The organism is Orenia marismortui DSM 5156 (assembly GCF_000379025.1).
In the GTDB taxonomy this organism is placed as follows: domain Bacteria; phylum Bacillota; class Halanaerobiia; order Halobacteroidales; family Halobacteroidaceae; genus Orenia; species Orenia marismortui.
Map to the genome: position 1 here is coordinate 283409 of NZ_KB900618.1, position 18104 is coordinate 301512.

At 29.8% G+C, this 18104-nt stretch carries 14 protein-coding genes; 5 read left to right on the top strand and 9 right to left on the bottom strand.

Going from position 1 to position 18104, the window contains the following annotated elements:
• Nucleotides 1-304: 304 nt before the first annotated feature.
• Nucleotides 305-979 carry a L,D-transpeptidase gene (locus tag OREMA_RS18310; protein ID WP_169331532.1) on the bottom strand — a complete coding sequence of 225 codons (675 nt, stop codon included), beginning with the start codon at nucleotides 977-979 and terminating at the stop codon, nucleotides 305-307.
• A gap of 367 nt (nucleotides 980-1346) precedes the next feature.
• Nucleotides 1347-1874 (bottom strand): ECF transporter S component, encoded by a 528-nt coding sequence (locus tag OREMA_RS0107375; protein WP_018248628.1) that lies wholly within the window; start codon nucleotides 1872-1874, stop codon nucleotides 1347-1349.
• A 389-nt stretch (nucleotides 1875-2263) separates the two neighbouring features.
• Here OREMA_RS0107375 and OREMA_RS0107380 point away from each other — a divergent pair, with 389 nt between their 5' ends.
• The 3 genes from OREMA_RS0107380 (at nucleotide 2264) to OREMA_RS0107390 (ending at nucleotide 5299) form a co-directional block, all read left to right on the top strand.
• Nucleotides 2264-3334 carry an IS30 family transposase gene (locus OREMA_RS0107380; RefSeq protein WP_018247563.1) on the top strand — a complete coding sequence of 357 codons (1071 nt, stop codon included), beginning with the start codon at nucleotides 2264-2266 and terminating at the stop codon, nucleotides 3332-3334.
• 145 nt (nucleotides 3335-3479) lie between these two features.
• Nucleotides 3480-3923 (top strand): MarR family winged helix-turn-helix transcriptional regulator, encoded by a 444-nt coding sequence (locus OREMA_RS0107385; protein ID WP_018248629.1) that lies wholly within the window; start codon nucleotides 3480-3482, stop codon nucleotides 3921-3923.
• Between the two features lie 2 nt (nucleotides 3924-3925).
• Nucleotides 3926-5299: an MATE family efflux transporter gene (locus tag OREMA_RS0107390; protein ID WP_018248630.1), complete on the top strand. Its 1374-nt coding sequence runs from the start codon at nucleotides 3926-3928 to the stop codon at nucleotides 5297-5299.
• Nucleotides 5300-5469: 170 nt separating this feature from the next.
• Here the strand turns inward: OREMA_RS0107390 and OREMA_RS0107395 are convergent, their stop codons facing one another.
• Nucleotides 5470-7626: a cell division protein FtsA gene (locus tag OREMA_RS0107395; RefSeq protein ID WP_018248631.1), complete on the bottom strand. Its 2157-nt coding sequence runs from the start codon at nucleotides 7624-7626 to the stop codon at nucleotides 5470-5472.
• A 794-nt stretch (nucleotides 7627-8420) separates the two neighbouring features.
• On the opposite strand from OREMA_RS0107395, the gene OREMA_RS19425 reads away from it, so the two are divergent.
• The gene (locus OREMA_RS19425; RefSeq protein ID WP_407667764.1) at nucleotides 8421-8846 is read left to right on the top strand and encodes a CPBP family intramembrane glutamic endopeptidase; all 426 of its coding nucleotides are present in this window, start codon (nucleotides 8421-8423) and stop codon (nucleotides 8844-8846) included.
• Between the two features lie 291 nt (nucleotides 8847-9137).
• On the opposite strand, the gene OREMA_RS0107405 is transcribed toward OREMA_RS19425, so the two are convergent.
• On the bottom strand, nucleotides 9138-11366 hold the full coding sequence (locus OREMA_RS0107405; RefSeq protein ID WP_018248633.1) for an alpha-amylase family glycosyl hydrolase: 2229 nt from the start codon (nucleotides 11364-11366) through the stop codon (nucleotides 9138-9140).
• 251 nt (nucleotides 11367-11617) lie between these two features.
• On the opposite strand from OREMA_RS0107405, the gene OREMA_RS0107410 reads away from it, so the two are divergent.
• On the top strand, nucleotides 11618-12568 hold the full coding sequence (locus OREMA_RS0107410; protein ID WP_018248634.1) for a dipeptidase: 951 nt from the start codon (nucleotides 11618-11620) through the stop codon (nucleotides 12566-12568).
• A 117-nt stretch (nucleotides 12569-12685) separates the two neighbouring features.
• Here the strand turns inward: OREMA_RS0107410 and OREMA_RS0107415 are convergent, their stop codons facing one another.
• The 5 genes from OREMA_RS0107415 to OREMA_RS0107435 form a co-directional block, all read right to left on the bottom strand.
• A complete protein-coding gene (locus OREMA_RS0107415; RefSeq protein ID WP_018248635.1) occupies nucleotides 12686-13498 on the bottom strand; it encodes a formate/nitrite transporter family protein in 813 nt (270 codons plus the stop codon).
• 437 nt (nucleotides 13499-13935) lie between these two features.
• Nucleotides 13936-15336 (bottom strand): MATE family efflux transporter, encoded by a 1401-nt coding sequence (locus tag OREMA_RS0107420; RefSeq protein WP_018248636.1) that lies wholly within the window; start codon nucleotides 15334-15336, stop codon nucleotides 13936-13938.
• Nucleotides 15337-15340: 4 nt separating this feature from the next.
• Nucleotides 15341-15793, bottom strand: a complete 453-nt coding sequence (locus tag OREMA_RS0107425) for a MarR family winged helix-turn-helix transcriptional regulator (RefSeq protein ID WP_018248637.1) — start codon at nucleotides 15791-15793, stop codon at nucleotides 15341-15343.
• 84 nt (nucleotides 15794-15877) lie between these two features.
• Nucleotides 15878-16153, bottom strand: a complete 276-nt coding sequence (locus OREMA_RS0107430) for a hypothetical protein (RefSeq protein WP_018248638.1) — start codon at nucleotides 16151-16153, stop codon at nucleotides 15878-15880.
• Nucleotides 16154-16389: 236 nt separating this feature from the next.
• Nucleotides 16390-17751, bottom strand: coding sequence for an FAD-dependent oxidoreductase (locus tag OREMA_RS0107435; protein ID WP_018248639.1), 1362 nt, complete (start codon nucleotides 17749-17751; stop codon nucleotides 16390-16392).
• Nucleotides 17752-18104 lie beyond the last annotated feature (353 nt).

Below are 18104 nucleotides of genomic sequence, written 5' to 3' on the forward strand. Positions count from 1 at the left end.
AATAATTAAAGTTAAGAGTTAATTTCTTTATTGCTCTTAATAAATTAAAGTTCTAAATGAGTTGCAACACATCTTATGTAAGTCATTCAAAACTTAATATATTTATCTCTATACTACACAAATTTCTATACTCAAAGATATAGAAAAATTTCAATAATTAAATTAACTTACCACTTGTTATTCACCATTTCTTAGTATTAGATTAGATCAATAAATATCACTAACTCTTTAACCTCTACAATTATCTTAGATCTAAGCTTAAATTATATGAAGCTAGTAACTTTTATAAGAGGAAGCTTAATTTCTATCTTATAACTATCTTAGTTCTAATAGGAACTGTATTATATAGCTCTTCTAGATCCCTTGCTTCCATTCTAATGCAGCCCTTAGAATTTTGTTCTTCAAGATCTACTTTCTTATTATTGCTTGCATGTATCCCATAACTACCACCTCTAGTCCACAAATCAATTCCTATCCAATAATCACCATAGATCTTATTTTGCTCTCCTTCTAACTTAAGCTTATTCTTAATTCTAAACTCTCCTACTGGAGTTGGATTATCAATCCCTCCTACAGCTATAGGATAACTTCTTAATATATCATTTCCCTCTCTAATAAATAACCTATTCTTAGATCTATCTACCACTAAATTATAGGGTTTAAAATCAATTGTTACATTGGAGGTTGATCTTTTATTTTCTGGTAATACTTTTACAATTAGAGAGAGTAAATCTTTATTCTTAATTTGGTCAATCCTATAATCCCATTTAGAATTCAAGATAGATATATCTGTTAAATAATCATTTTTTAATTCCTCAATACTATTAGGGAAAGTATAATGATCTTCTAAGTAAAGTAATACAGCTGTCCTGATCTTATTTAGATCATTATTATTAAAGAGTTTATTCTTAGACTTATTCTCATAAAGTCTATCTTCTTCTAAATAGTCATTGATACTATTATATAATTCTGTATTCATAATAGAATTTTCTTGCTTCAAAGTTTTAGTTGGAATATAAGTTTGAGCTAAGAAAATAACTAATAAGCTTAAAATAATTATTAAAATAGCTAATAAAATAATTAAATATCTTCTCTTATCTATATTAGAATAAATCTTATCACACCTCCACATGGTTAATAAAAGTTAATTAACAATGAACTTCTAGTTTATTATTTGCAATAAAGTATTTTTTAACCATGCTATTTTCTTTATAATTTTAGATAGTGCAAAATAGTTACTAACTATCGATAAAAATATAAACCCTGATAAACAAAAAAGTGATAAGGTAGATTAAATCTACCTTATCACTTTTTATCATGTATTATTTTTAATTAATAATTAAGAATTATACCCTTCGTTTATAATCAATCTTAGGCTTAGAACCTCTTTCTAAAGCCAATATAATTGTAGGAATCAATATTAATTGCCCTATCAGACCTGGCCAACTACTAATAATACTACCTTTAACCATTAGTAGTGGATCACCTAAGTTATCAATGTTGAAAAGATTAATTCCAAACCAAATAACTAAAGCATAAACCAGTCTTCCACCTAACATAGCAGTTATTAGACTAGTCATTAAATTTAATTTTTTATAAATTAAACCACTTAAAAATCCATAAGTAGCTAACTCAAAAAACATTAATATTAAAAAAGGCATTGGTGGCATTCCAGAGATTATAAAGTTTAATATCGGAGTTAATCCTCCTATAATTAATCCATAGCCTGGTCCTAACAATAATCCAGCCAATAAGACTGGAAAATGCATTGGAAGAAATACCTTCCCTCCAATCGCTGTCAAATGAAACATATATGGAATTAAAACTCCTAAAGCTAACAATACCCCACCCTTACTTAATTTTTTAATTTTCAACCAATCTCACCCCCTTCTTAGAAATAAAAAGTTATATTTTAATTAATCCTACTAAATTATTAGCTAATATAAAATGAAAACATATTAAATAGAGTATACTCTATTATAATTAGATTATTTCTAATAAAATCCTCTTTTTTTAAATTTTATTACTAAAGAAAAATTATTTTTGATTAATTAAATAAATTCTAAAAATAAACTACAGTATAATAAGTATAAGATCATTTAGTTTTACTTGTACGTCAAAGAGTAATAAGCAACATTTTAACTCCCAGTAATGGTGCATTGTATAATTAAATGCACGGATAGTTCAAAAAATAAAAAATGACACACATTAATACCTCATATATAATGTTAACTGACCAAAGCAAACATTGGAGGTATTAAATATGTGCCAAAATAATTATAACACAAAAAGTAGAAAAGGAAAACATTTAAAGTGGGAAGAGAGAAAGATAATAGAACATTTATATAATATACAAAACAAATCGAAGACAGCAATAGCAAGAGAGTTAGGGAGGCATAGGACGACAATAAGTCGAGAAATTGAAAGGGGAAAGCTTGTATTATTAAATTCAGATTACACTAAAAGAATAGAATACGATGCTGATATAGCTCAAAACTTATATGATAACAATGCGACTGCTAAAGGAGCTAAGATTAAAATAGGAAAAGATCATCAATTAGCTGAATTCATAGAAGAAAAAATAAAAGGAAATTATTCTCCAGAGGTAATTGCAGAGATGATTAAAGAGGATGATGGGTTTGAAATTAAAATACATTGGAAGACGATATATAATTATATAGATAAAGGCATTCTGTTTATAGATAGAGAAGATTTGGTTTATGGTAGATATAAAAAGACTAATAAATCTAAACAGAAAGAAAAAGAATCAACAAAAAGGAGAAAAGAGGGAAGAAAGATATCAGATAGGCCTAAGGAAGCTGATAAAAGGTCAGAAATAGGTCATTGGGAAATGGACTTAGTAGAGGGTAGGAAAGGTAAAGATGAGCCCTTTTTATTAGTTTTAACAGAGAGATATAGTCGCAAAGAAATAATAGAACTAATACCTAATAAGACTCAAGAATCTGTAATAAAAGGATTAGATCGCGTAGAAAGAAGAATAGGAGTTAGAAAATTTAGAGACTTATTTAAAACTATAACTACAGATAATGGTAAAGAATTCTATGATTATGAAGGGATAGAAACTTCCTTTACAGGAAGTGATATCTCAAGAACTAGTCAATATTATGCTGATGCTTATTGTTCTTGGCAAAGAGGTAGTAATGAGAATTTAAATAAAATGATTAGAAGGTTTTTACCAAAAGGAAGTAGCTTTAAGAATATTAGCAGAAATGAAGTTAAAAGAATTGAGCGATGGATAAATAATTATCCACGAAAAATGTTTGGGTTTAAGAATGCAAATTATATATTTGAAGAACAGTTAAAGGCAGCTTAAAATTTATGAGGTATTGAGTAATAAAAAACCGTGCATTTTATATTGCAATTTATATAACTCCCAGTAATATATAAAAGTAGTTGACAAGTCAACTACTTTTATATATTATATTAGTTGACCTATCAACTATTAAGGTGGTGAAAATATGAAAGATGAACATATTGGAAGATATATCTCAATGGCCTATAGATCTAATGTTACATTATTAAATAAAAAGCTTAGTAATTACGGGATTGGAAGGGGAGAATATCCTTTTCTAATTGCTCTATATAAAAAAGAAGGCATCTGCCAAAAAAGCTTATGTGATTTTTACAATATTGATAAAGCTGCTGCAGGAAGAGCTATTAAAAAATTAGTAGATAAAGGTTTTATTATTAAAAAGACAGACCCCCATGATAAGAGAAGACAGTTATTATATTTAACCCCCAAAAGTAAAGATTTCAAAAAAGAGTTTATAGGAATACTAAAATCTAATGAAAAAAAGATGAAAAAAGATTTAACAGAAGAAGAAATTGAAGTTTTCTTAAAAGTAATTAAAAAAATATGTTTTAATTTAGGAGTTGAATCAACTCCTTTAAAGGAGGAGTAAATATGGAGACTAAAGTAAAAGAAAATAAATTAGGAACTGAAGCAATAGTACCTTTACTACTAAAACTATCGATACCTTCTATTATAGGTATGGTTATACAAGCTTTATATAATGTTGTGGATAGCATCTATATTGGTAGGTTAAGTACAGAAGCATTATCAGCTTTATCACTAGCCTTTCCAATTCAAATGGTTTTAATTTCTATTGCAGTAGGTACTGGTGTAGGAACAAGCTCACTCATTTCTAGACTATTAGGAGAAAAGAAAGAACATAGAGCCAATAATGCCGCTGAACATGTAATTTTAATAACCTTTATCTACGGAATATTAGTAGGTTTAGTTGGATTCTTTTATTCAGATATTATATTTAGAATTTTCACCTCAGACCCTGTATTGATTGATTTAGGAGTAGAATATACAAGAATTATCTTAGTTGGATCTTTGGCACTATTCTTTCCTATCGTTGCTAACAATATTTTAAGAGGAGAAGGAAATACCCTAATGCCAATGCTTACAATGTTAATTGGAGCAATTATAAATATTGTTCTAGATCCTTTTCTAATCTTTGGAATAGGTATTTTCCCAAAGCTAGGAGTTGCAGGTGCAGCTTATGCTACTGTTTTTGCCAGAATTATTAGTGGAATCTTCATAGCTTTAATCTTGTTTAGTGATAAAAATCAAATTAAATTAAAGCTTGAAGAATTTGAATTTGATTTTGAAATTCTGAAAGGGATTTATCAAGTTGGCTTACCAGCAATGGTTATGCAACTATTGGCAAGCTTTATGATTGCAGTTGTTAATATAATTGTAGGAGGTTATAATGCTACTGCTATTGCTGTAGTTGGAATCTATTTTAGATTACAATCCTTTGTTTTCATGCCTGTCTTTGGTTTAAATCAAGGTTACATGCCTATTATTGGTTATAATTATGGACATAATAAGCCTGACCGGATGAAAAAAACAATGAAGTATGGTTTTTTAATAGCACTTATCTTTACTACAGCAGGCTTTGTTATTTTTCAAATATTCCCAGAGCAGCTAATTAGATTATTCAATAAAGATCAGAAACTAATAGAGATTGGAGTTATAGCCTTAAAAAGAATCAGCCTTGCTTTTCCTATAATCGGTCCTGCAATTATTGGTTCTAGTACTTTTCAAGCTTTAGGCAAAGGATTACCTAGCCTAATTCTATCCTTTTTAAGACAGATGATACTCTTACTACCGATTATGTACTTACTTGGAATCTTCTTTGGCTTAGATGTTTTATGGTTTGCTTTCCCTATAGCTGAGTTTATTGGATTGATTTTATTGGCTTTCTGGTTATCTAAAACATTAAAAGATGTCTTTACTACTATGAAAAAAAGAAAGCTGAACTAAGCAAATAAAGGGCTGGTCGTATAATACGACCAGCCCTTTATTGTTATCATATTTAAATTTAATCTAAAATTACTCAATATAAAATCAATAAATTAGTCCTATAATCCTTTTAATAAGCAATTCATATTTTAGACTACTCTTAAGCAATTACCTTTCCCTGATTAAGAGAATTATTTATTATTTTCAATATAGACTTTGACTCTATCGCCATCAGTCAAAGCTTCAATCAATTGTGCCTTCTGATTATTTTTTTCTATAATTAACTTTCCTCCTAAAGACCTTGGAATCTTATAATTAATATGCTCTAATACTTGATTAAGTCTAATACCTCCACTTTGATACTCAATCTCATCACCTTGCTGGATAATATCATCTAATTTTGCAGGCTTATTATTCTTTAACAATTTATAATCTTTAGCTGGTACTGCGATTGCCTTCTCATTAAAAACTATATTAATCATAGATTCTTCTGAAAGATCGCCTAATATATCTTTGATCTTCAGATTAAAAAAATTATTCTCTACAAAGCTAATCTTATCACCTTCATCTACTTCTTTATCTAAAGAAACTTCTTTACCATTAACCTTAATCTTATAATTTTGATATTTATACTCTCTATCCTGACCATTTAAACTGTAGTTTATCTTATTAAATCTCAACTTCTCAATAGGGAAACCTATTACATCACTTATCACATCTTCAACCGTTTGTGGGATTGTATAGCTGATCTTATCTCCATCTGATAATTCTTGACTGCTATTAACTTTTTCTCCATTCAGATAATAAATTACATCTAATTCTATAGCATCACCATTAATAAAAATTTTCCTTGTTGGTAATTCTGGAACCACATCTTTAATTAATCCAGAACCATTTTTACCCTTTTCTCCTAATTCAATATCTACTTTATCTCCATTTTTAATCTCACTATCAATCCCTGCTTCTTCTCCATTAATAAATACTTTAGCAGAAGTACCCATAGTGCCAGGTATCATTTTCAAATTACCATTCACCTCTACTGACATAGCCAACCCTGGACTTGCTTTTAATGCTTTAATATCAAGTTCAGCAGCCAATAATGCATCAGATACTTTAGGAGGAGTTAAAGTAAATAGATGAATTAAGTTATCATTTAATTCAATATCAATGAAATTGGCTCTAGTTTGATTCTTCTTACAACTCATTGCAATTCCAAATGGAGTAATCGATTGTGTGCCTGAAATATCTTTAATCTTTCCTCTTACCCCTTGAATCTCCTCTCCATCCTTAACTCCTACTCTATTAACTGGTAATTCTAGATATTGGGATACTTTTTCTCTTAATAAAGGAGTTAAGCTTCCTCCACCAATACAGATTACCGCCTGAGGTGCTCTTCCATTCAACCTTAAAATCGCCTCAGCAATTAACTTAGCCAAATTATTAATCGTAGCTTCAATATTTTTAATGATACTTTGGGTAGAAATCTTAACTTTCTGGTCTAAAATGTCCTTCATCTCTACTTCTTCTGCACTATTTAACTTTCTTTTAATCATTTCTGCTGTATGGTAATCTACCATATAATTTTCACAAATGGCTTCTGTTATCTCATCACCAGCTACTGGAACCATATCATAACCAATAATTGCTCCATCTCTAGTAATTGCAATATCAGAAGTACCAGCCCCAATATCAACCAAGGCTAAATTAAAATTATACATCTGTTGTGGAACTATAATATTAGCAGCTGCAATTGGCTCTAAAGTTAAATGATCTACTTCTAAATCAGCCTGTCTAATTACTGTTAATAGAGAATCTACTACTATTCTTGGTAAGAAAGTAGCTATTAAATCAATCTCTATCTTCTTGCCCCTCTGACTGATTAAACTACCCACTTCAATTCCATCTAATTTACTGCTTAATAAGGTATAGCCTACAAAGTGATAACCACTTGCTTTCTCTTTATCCTTACCTGCTGCTAGCTTCTTTTGTGCATCTTGTACAGCAGCAAATTCTAGCATCTTTACATCTTCAGGACTAATCTCTTTTTTATTCTTAAACTCTATTTCATGATGTCCTTTAACGGTCTTTAATGCTCGACCGGCTGCTGCAATTCCCACTTTATTTAGTTTTAAATCACATTTTTCCTCTAGCCTATTTTTAATCTCTTTTACCTGATTAGCTACATCTATTACATTGTGAATCTGCCCATCTAACATTGATCTATTCTTATGCTCAACAACTTCAGAAGCAATTAAGTTTAACTCATCAGCTTCAGATTTTAATACAGTTCCTACTACAGTTCTGGTTCCAATATCTAAAGCAAAAATTATATCTTCTCTACTATCCATAAACTAAACCTCCTTAACTTTTTAAACCACATAGCCTTTTATAAGAATCTAAAAACTTCAGTTATAATCTCTTGATATCTATTTTGAAGAATAAATTGATATAAATATCAACTAAGCTAATATCTAAGTATACTTTCAAAGAATTATGTATTTATATAGTAACAACTATAAATAATCTAAGCTATTATATACAGATTAACGAACTTATAAATTTAACTAATATAAAATAAATTGCTGCTCTAATAATTTATTTAAACTTTTATCATTAAACTCCTGCTTACTTTTCTATATATATTAACTGCAGAATTAAAATTAAAATTTTGCCTTTTAAGGATATATAGACTATAATATTTGTATATAATAGCTTTTGTTTTAATATTAAGGAGGCAGAATTAATGAAAGATGGAAAAACTAATCCTAAAATCACCGATCTGATTATATTGATCTTCTTCTTTCTTTTCTTTCAATTTCTAACTATTAATATTCTAAGTCTTATATTATCTCTTTTCCAATTATCCCATACTTATAAGGCTATATTATATAGCTTATTAACCCCACCTATAACCCTAATTCTAGTTTTATATCTTGGTTTCAAGAGAAACAATCTATCTTTTGGAAGCTTATTTTTCAAATCTAAAATTCCTATCAAAAGACTTTTACCTCTAATTATTTTAAGCCTTGCTTTAAATATTCTATTGTCAGAGTCAAATAATATCTTACAAAGCTTCTATCCTTTATCTGTAGAAATAGTAGATATTTCAAATGCTTTATTTTCTACTAATACTCCTTTAATTATGATTATATCTAGTCTGTCTATAATAATCACCTCTATATTAGAAGAACTTTTATTTCGAGGGATTATACTGAGAAAATTATTAAAAAACTATTCGATTAGTAATGGGGTCTTATTATCATCATTATGTGCAACCTTCTTATCCTTTAACCCACAATATATTTTAAGTATCTTTACCTTAAACTTACTGCTAGGTTGGCTATATGTTCGTAGCAAATCTTTAAAGTCTTGTATAATAGCAAATATTTTTTATAACAGTTGGACTCTTATATCCTTATATTTAATACCTTACAAAATTAATGGCTATAATACTCCTTTAACCCAAACTGCAAAATTTCAACCCTTATGGTTTAACTTGCTAGGAGTCATTCTTTTGGCTCTAGGTACTTTTCTCTTAAAAAAATCCTTAGATAACATAAAAAGATAAAAGAAAGGGTCTTTTAAAAGACCCTTTCTTTTATCTTTTTAATTAAAATTAATTTTAAGGACTAAAGTCTTTAATAAGATATAATTATCCAAATTCAAAATCAAACTTAATAAGTATAAAGTTACATTTTGGCCGCTAGCTACTAGCTTTTAGCCTCTAGCTATTAGTATTATTTTTATAAGCTCTAAGCCAGCGGCTAGTAGCCAATAACCAGCAGCTAAAAATGTAGCAACCTCTACCTATAGCTATATTAATATTTCTTAATCTAATTTTATATTCACATATCTGTTACTATATTCGTTTATAAATAAACCCACTATAAGGTGGCAGTAAGAACTCATTAGATTGCTTATCTTTAATCTCCAGATTATTATATTCATTACCACCATCTTCACTATAAACACCTTCAATATCTGCTAGTTTAAACCACAGACCTGAATAAGCAATATTTAAATCTACTTTGACCTCTTCTCTCTCAAAATTAAGTAATATTAACATCTCATCCTGATCATCTTTTGTCTTCCAACCTATAACTCTCTTGTTTCTTCCTGCTTCTGATGATAACCAAGGACCTATAACCCAATTAAATTGTCCTGACTCAATTGGATTATAGCCTGTTATCTTTAAAGCAGAATACTTCTTTCGTAGATTAATCAATTTTTGGGTCCAATGATAAAAATCATTATACTCATACCCTGGACAATTTGGATCAGGAGTTATTTTGTTAATATCAATATTATTCCTATCCCTTCTCACACCTAATTCTTGGCCCATATAGATCATTGGCTGACCCAAAGCAACCATAGTAGCTATCATAGCAAGTCTAGACTTACGCTCTTTAATATCACATTCCAAGATATTATTACTTTCAACCTCGAATTTAACACTAGTCTCATCATGGCTTTCACTATAATTTATGACATTGTTTGTATGAGCTGCAAAGTGACCTTTAGAAAAATAAAAGATATCTCCCAAACCCTCTGGACTATTATCACACCAATTTCTAAAAATCCCTTCTCTTAATAGAGCTTTTATCTTGTCATGAAAAATATCACTCCACTGGGCATAACCATTATAACCTTGAAAGTTAAGATCACTTTCATTAGGTAAGTTTTCGGCAATTAAAATTGCATCAGATTTAAATCCAGAGTTTCTAATTTCATCTTGTATTTCATAAAGTAATTTATGATCTGTATAATTACTACTAGTTGCATCAAAACGAAAACCATCTACATGATACTCCTTAATAAATAATTTACAAGAATCTATTAACATATTATCTACTTCATCTTTGCCTGTTGCTAAACGATTACCCCATTGTGTACTCCCAGCAAAATAAAGACCACCACGATCTGACCCATCATCAATTAAATTCCACAAGGGATTAAATTTATTAGAAGTATGGTTGAATACTTGATCTATAATAACTGCTAAACCATGCTGATGTGCTGTATTGACCAATTCCCGAAACTCATCTGGTGTACCAAAGTCCTTTTCTACAGACATAAAGCTACAGGGATCATATCCTAAACCAAAATAGGTCCAAGCTTCTGAAGTCGGCATTAAGGCTAAGGCAGTAACTCCTAAATCATTGAAGTACCCAGCTTTAATCCTTCTAATAACCCCTTGAAAAGTACTTTGTTCATCTTCAGGAATATCAGAATCTCGATCTGTAAAACCATAAACATTTAATTCATAGATAATCAGTTCACTGATATCTGGAGTCCTCCACTTTTGATCTGTCCATTTAAAGCTTGTAGGATCAACTACAACACATCTCTTTAGTTCATCACTATAAACTCTAGTATACGGATCATAAACCTGCCTTTCGTTTCCAGCTGTGCCACCTTGTACATAAAATTTATATTCTATCTGCTCTAAGCTATTATCAATATCTTCTGCTAAAATTATAGCCCACCAGATATTAGGCTGATTATAATAACCACGATATAGCTTTAAAGGAATTAGCTTATCATTATCTTCTAGCCTACTATAATCTACCGGCCTATAAAATCCATTTAAATTCGAGGCTAAAGATACCTGAGCTGCTCGTGGATGAAAGAAAGCAAAACTAATAGATCCATCTAATAACTTATGAGCTCCCAATAAACTAGGAATCTGAAATTCTGATACATCTGTAGTTGGCAAATAAAAGTTCTCTTGGGGAATCAAATCTTTAATTTCCTCATAGACCTCTGTAATATGACCTATCGCTTCTGCCGGCTTAACTCGATAGATATTATGCCAACCTGCCTTAGACCAAACCTCTCCTCCCAAAGCTGGATTATAAAAACGATTACTTTGCTCCTTTTCCCAAATAACATCTTCTGCTTTTTGATCTTTAAACTTAAAGTTAAATGTTGAGTTCTTTAGCATTAGATCATAATAAAAACCATAGCTATCCCTACCAGATGCTTTAACCTCTTGTTCAATATTTCTCTTAGCATTCTGCCAAATCCATAAGACAGGGTTCTCAAAGTTATGACCATTATCATAGTGAATCCTAACTTTCGTTCTCACTATATCACTCCTAAATTTGCTTTTATCTATATAGAAACCGATAAAGGGTTCATATTATATATAAATTTAATTATCTAATTGCTTTATCAGCATAAAAGCTGTTATTATATTATTAACTAAGAAGTAAAAATTAATTAGTGAATTTTATCGTCTTAATTAATATATTCACAATATTAATAGAAAGTATAGCCTTCGGTTACTAGTCAATCATTACCATTGCTTTATAAATACTTAATTAGTGAGGTGCTAAAATGAAGTTAATCGATTTACATTGTGATACAATTTATAGAATTTTTAATAATGAAATCTCTTCTAATTTAAGAAAAAATCAATTTCAAGTTGATATTGAAAAATTAAAAAGAGCAGATTCCATGGCACAATTTTTTGCACTTTTTTTGGACTTAGAAGAAATTGATAAGAAAGCTTCACCACTTGAACATTGTTTGGCAATGCTAGATAGATTCTACCAAGAGATAGATAGAAATAAAGATCAAATAGCAATAGCTAAAAACTACCAAGATTTAATTACTAATAAAAAGAATAATAAAATCTCAGCCTTTTTAAGCATTGAAGAAGGTGAAGTCTTAGAAGGTACTTTAGCTAATCTAAGAAATTTCTACCGTTTAGGAGTCAGATTAATAACCTTAACTTGGAACTATCCTAATTCTATTGGCTATCCTAACTGTAAGAAAGAATATATGAATAAAGGTCTTAGTACTTTTGGTAAAAAAGTCATTTGTGAAATGAACCATTTAGGAATGTTAATTGATGTTTCTCATCTATCTGATGGAGGCTTTTATGATGTAGCAAAGTTATCATCTCAACCTTTTATAGCTTCCCATTCAAACTCACGTTCTATTAAAGATCATTCTCGTAACTTAAGCGATGATATGATCAAGATCCTTGCTAATAAAGGCGGAATAATGGGAATTAACTTTGCAGCTGATTTTTTGGGTAGTAGTGAAATTAGTAGAGTTAATGATATGATAAAACATATCAGCCATATTAAAAAAGTTGGTGGAATAGATGTTATAGCTATCGGATCAGACTTTGATGGTATTGACTGCAGATTAGAAATTAATAATATTGCAAAAATAGCTAGACTGACTGATGCTTTAAAAAAAGCTAACTTTACTTTTGATGAGATAGAAAAGATTTATTATAAGAATGCTCAGAGAGTTATTAAAGAGGTCTTAAAGTAACACTTCATTTTTAATTTTAAACTAAATATAAAACAATATATTCTTGCAAAAATAAAAATAAACTGACCTATAATAGGTCAGTTTATTTTTATAAATTTATTTATAAGGTTGAAATAGTTAAGCTACTTCTTTAATATCTTGATCTATATTAGTCTCAGTAGAATTATTGGATACATACCAATATACTGCTCCAATTAATAATGCTCCACCAACTATATTTCCTAAAGTTACAGGTACTAAATTTCTTAGATAACCTGCAACTGTGATAGTTTCAGGATGCCCTGGAATAAATAATCCCATTGCTAAGATTGTCATATTAGCGACACTATGTTCAAAGCCACTACCGATAAAGGCAAATAAACACCAGAAGATTAAAATTAATTTAGAGACTTCATTCTTAGCCTTTATTCCCATCCAAATCGCTAAACAAACTAACATATTACATAAGATTCCTCTAAAAAACAGTTCAGAGACTGGTGCATTCATCTTTCCTGCTGTTGCCCCCAAGATCAGATTTAATATTGGAGCTTTAGCAATCAATCCTGTCTTAAAAAATAGCCAAGCAACTCCAATAGATCCCACTAAGTTACCTAAATAACACCAAAACCATAACTTTATCATATCTTTAAAGCTAACCTCTCCAGATAACCAACCAACTGCCATCACTAAATTATTTCCTGTAAATAATTCAGAACCAGCAAAGATGACTAATGTTAGTGCTACCCCAAAGCTTGCTCCCATTATCGTCTTAATCAGTGGTGAACCTGCTGCTTTTAGTGGAGCACCAATTGAAAATACCAGCATAACTCCAAAGCCTACAAAAATACCAGCCAGCATAGACAAGACAAAATATCTAGCTAAATTACTATTCATAAAACTTACTTTCTTCTTGGCAGCTGTTGCTACATTATCTGTTGTTTCTTTAAACATTCTTATCACTCCTAGTTTATTAATTATTTTGTGAAAATAAACACTATATTAATAAAAAATAATGAACTAATAAAGATAAGCTAGTAGATTAAAGTTATATATTTCAATACTTGTGAAAATAAGCACTATATATGTTAAAAAATATTAGATAAAAAGAATTCAAAACCAGAAAAGACTTTGTTCTACCTTTCACAATCATATCATAGCATATCTAGATCATTTATGTTGTGATAAATATCACAACCCAGCTAATTTATACTAAAATAAATTTACTTGGTCAAAAATTAGTTATAGTTACACAAAAAAAGAAGTAGATCATAATTATGATCTACTTCTTTTTCTGCTTTATATTTATAGCTATATAACAAATAATAAGCTCATTTTATTTATCCTATAAAGATTAACTCGCTAATCAAAATCTGATCAAATTATATATGCTAAGCAACTAATTTTGTTTTTTCTCGATTCCCCTGTATTTCTTGCCACTTATCTGAACTATAACGCCACATAATTAGAACTGTTCTAACTCCTATATCTATTACCATGGCAATCCAGAAACCTATCAAGCCATAACCTAAATAATAGCCTAATAATAAGCTTAATAACATCCTTACTCCCCAGTTTCCAATAGCAATAATATACATTGTCCACTTAGTATCTCCAGCTCCTCTTAAAGCACCAGAAATAACCATTAAAATAGCAAAGACCGGTTGCATTAAGATACTAATCTTCATCGCTGGCTTAGCAATACTAACTACACTTAGATTATCTGAAAATAACTTAATAATCGGGGTAGTCCAAATAAACATTGGTATAGATATCACCCCCATGATAATCATAGTCAAATATGCAGTCTGCTTTCCATACTCCTTGGCCAACTCTTCTTTTTGGGCACCTAAGCTTTGACCAACTAAGGTAGTAGCAGCCATTGAAAATCCAAAACCAATCATAATTGGAATCATCTGTCCATTCATAATAATAGCATTAGCTGCAACTGTAATAGTACCCAAACCAGCAATTAAAAGTGTATATACAATCTGGCTACCTTGTCTAATTAATTGTTCAATCGATGCTGGAATACCAATAATAAAGATATCCTTAATAACCTTTAAGTCTAATTTGAATTTAACTTTACTAAGATCTATTTTTATACCTGCTTTTCCATGAATTAATACTCCAAATCCAATTAATGCTCCCACTACTCTACCTAATGCAGTTCCTATAGCAGCACCTGCTACACCTAATTCAGGGAAGAATCCAATACCAAAGATTAAAAGATAATTACAGACTGTATTAATAATATTAGTAACTACCATAATATATAATGGAGTTTTCATATCTCCAATCCCCTGCAAAAGTGCATTAATAATCATTAGTGGTAGGCCAAATATCATAGAAGCAAAAACAATTTTCAAATATACACTACCATTTCTTAGAACAAAGTTATCTACTTCCTCCATCAAAATCATCATTAATCTTAATAAATCCTCAGCAAAGATGATACCTAAAACTGCTAGTAGAGTAGATAATATAATACCACTAACTATAGATTGGACAATTACTTGATTAGCCTTCTCTTGATTTTTAGCCCCTGTATAACGAGCTACTAATGCAGTAGAACCAATTGTCAAAGCTGTTAAAGCACCTATTAAAACAAACATCAATCTATTACTCATATCAACTGCAGCCAATGCAGCAGCGCCTAAACTACCAATCATCATTACATCTACTATCCCTACTACACTTTGCAAAAACATACGTAAAACTGCTGGCCACGCCAATTTTAATATTCTAATTCTCATTTCTTTTTCAGTATAATTTTCTGTTAATTCTACCATAATCTCAGCCCTTTCTTTCCTCCATCTTCTCATAAATACAATTATAAACTTTGTTTAGTGTTTTAATTAAATTTCCCTGCTCTTCTTTAGTCAATAATTTTATACCCTCTTCTAGAAATAATTGTCTAATATCTAATATCTTCTCTAAGCACTCTTTTCCTTTAGCTTTAACTTCTAAGAGTACTACCCTTCTATCTTTAGGACTTCTATACCTTCTTACTAATTCATCTTCAACTAAACGATCAACAATTACAGTTAAAGTACTATTAGCGATATACATTTCTTCATGTAACTGACTCATATTAACCGGTTCTAATTTAGCAATCATCCATAAAGTTTTGAAACGTGGTAGGGTTAATCCTTTATTGATTAATTGCTCTTTAGTATATTGAGAAAGTAATTTGTTCATATTACGAATAAGATAATCAATCTCTTTAGTTTCATCTTTTAATTCCATAGTTTACCTCCGATTATTTTATCATTATAATATTTAGTGATTATAAATATTATAACAAAAAAATATTATCTTGTAAATTAATGATTAATTCAAGATATTAGTATCCTCCTTTAATATTTTTTCAAAAACAACAAATTTATGATCATCTGCATAATAAATTACCTTATATATACAATTTATCGGAATACAAATTACTCTTTCACTGTCATCAATTAATACAAGATAATAGTCATTTATTATCTCAGATATAGTACCTGTATATTCACTCAATTCTGATCCTGCTTTTAATATAATAGTAACTATCCCCTTCCATTGCAGGGGTTCTAATAATTCTATCAAAACTTGATTATCATAATCCAATTATAGTCCCCCTTTTTATGAGATACTATATAATATTTATATAAATATTATGTGTTACTAAAAATCTTATCTTCTCTACCTGATTAACTAAAATTATAACTTTAATTATTAATATAAAGTATATGATAATAGCTCTGCTTATAGAAGCTTAGATAATAAGCAGCTTACCTTATAGCCATAGATAAGCTTAAAAAATAAAAAAGATATGAGTATAAATACTCATATCTTCTTTAAGATTATTTATTTCTTTGCTTATCTGCCACAATTCCTGCTACCATTACTCCATCCTTTGGTATAGAAAAAGGTGGTGCATAAGCTAAATCTAAATCTATCAACTCTAAAGCTTTCATTTGATTATGAATTGCAGTAACTAAGATATCTATTCTCTTATCTACTCCAGCAAATTTAGCATCCCCTATTACCTGTGCTCCCAAGATGATACCACTATCTTTCTCCACAATTAATTTTACCGTGAATTTATTATAATTCGGATAATAACCTGAATGATTTCCAGATTTAATTACAGAACTAACTACTTCATATCCTTCAGCTTCTGCTTCAGCAAAAGTCAGACCAGTTCTAGCAACTGCTAAATCACAGACTTTGCTAATTGCTGTTCCTAATACCCCGTGAAATTTACCTTCTACCCCCATCATAGTACTTCCTGCTACTCTACCTTGCTTATTAGCAGTAGATCCTAGAGGAATCCAAACTGGATTTCCAGTTAATAAATGAGTGCTTTCTACACAATCACCAGCAGCATAGATATCAGAAACAGAAGTTTCCATTCTTGAATTGACCTTAATTGCTCCAGTTTCACCCAACTCCACACCTGCTTTTTGGGCAAGTTCTACATTAGGCTTGACACCTATTGACATAACAACAAAGTCACAGTCTAATTCTTTTCCAGATTCAGTCAAGACTTGTTCTACATTCTCTTCACCCTTAAACTCTGTTATACCATCACCAGTAATAACTTCTACACCCTTTTCTTTTAAATGTTCTAACACTATATCTGCCATATCACTATCAAAATTAGTTAAAATTTGTTCTGCTTTTTCTACTACTGAAACATCTATATTCTGTTCTAATAAACTTTCAGTCAATTCTAATCCTATATATCCTCCACCAATAACTACAGCTTTCTTAGGGTTATTTACTTCTATAAAATCAACAATTTTATCGGCATCATGTACATTACGCAAAGAAAAAATATTATCTAACCCTACTCCCGGTAATGGTGGAATAATTGAACTTGCTCCTGTAGCAATTAATAACTTATCATACTTTAGCTTCTTCTCTTTATTTTTAAGTAAATCTTTAACTATAACCTCTTTGCTATCTACTAATATATCTTCAACAGAATGTTGTGCTTTTACTTTTGCACCTTTCTTAGCTTCAAATCGCTCTGGGGTATAAATAATAATATCATCACGTTCTTCAACAATATTAGAAATATAATATGGCAATCCACATCCTGAATAAGAAATATCACTGTCTCTTTCAAAAATGATAATTTCTGCATCTGGATTTAATCTTTTAGCACGTGCAGCTGCACTGGTTCCAGCTGCAACTCCACCAATCACAACTATTTTCATCTTATCTCCTCCTTATATTTATTATATCCAGAGCTGAGCACTCTAAAAATTAATCATAAAATTTATCATAGTCCAATTCGATATTCTAAACAAGAAATGTCTAACTTTCTTTATTCTTTTAATTTCACTAAAGATTTGATTTTTCCTGCATCTTTTAATAATACCCAAATTCTCTAATCTAATTTTGAAGAGAATAATTGATTTTCTGTATAAGACGATAGTCACTTGTAACTCTTACCTAACAATTTGTTATAATATAAGTATAAGAATCTCTCTTTTAAAGAAAACTGATTAATATTCTCAAAAATTCTGCAATAAAGAAATAATAAAAGCACTCAGCTGAGTGCTTTTAT

Bases quoted from the DNA above. Each gene is read 5' to 3' on its own strand.
- OREMA_RS18310 (WP_169331532.1), bottom strand. From the start codon at position 979: ATGAATACAGAATTATATAATAGTATCAATGACTATTTAGAAGAAGAT.
- OREMA_RS0107380 (WP_018247563.1), top strand. From the start codon at position 2,264: ATGTGCCAAAATAATTATAACACAAAAAGTAGAAAAGGAAAACATTTA.
- OREMA_RS0107385 (WP_018248629.1), top strand. From the start codon at position 3,480: ATGAAAGATGAACATATTGGAAGATATATCTCAATGGCCTATAGATCT.
- OREMA_RS0107390 (WP_018248630.1), top strand. From the start codon at position 3,926: ATGGAGACTAAAGTAAAAGAAAATAAATTAGGAACTGAAGCAATAGTA.
- OREMA_RS0107395 (WP_018248631.1), bottom strand. From the start codon at position 7,626: ATGGATAGTAGAGAAGATATAATTTTTGCTTTAGATATTGGAACCAGA.
- OREMA_RS19425 (WP_407667764.1), top strand. From the start codon at position 8,421: ATGATTATATCTAGTCTGTCTATAATAATCACCTCTATATTAGAAGAA.
- OREMA_RS0107410 (WP_018248634.1), top strand. From the start codon at position 11,618: ATGAAGTTAATCGATTTACATTGTGATACAATTTATAGAATTTTTAAT.
- OREMA_RS0107415 (WP_018248635.1), bottom strand. From the start codon at position 13,498: ATGTTTAAAGAAACAACAGATAATGTAGCAACAGCTGCCAAGAAGAAA.
- OREMA_RS0107420 (WP_018248636.1), bottom strand. From the start codon at position 15,336: ATGGTAGAATTAACAGAAAATTATACTGAAAAAGAAATGAGAATTAGA.
- OREMA_RS0107425 (WP_018248637.1), bottom strand. From the start codon at position 15,793: ATGGAATTAAAAGATGAAACTAAAGAGATTGATTATCTTATTCGTAAT.
- OREMA_RS0107435 (WP_018248639.1), bottom strand. From the start codon at position 17,751: ATGAAAATAGTTGTGATTGGTGGAGTTGCAGCTGGAACCAGTGCAGCT.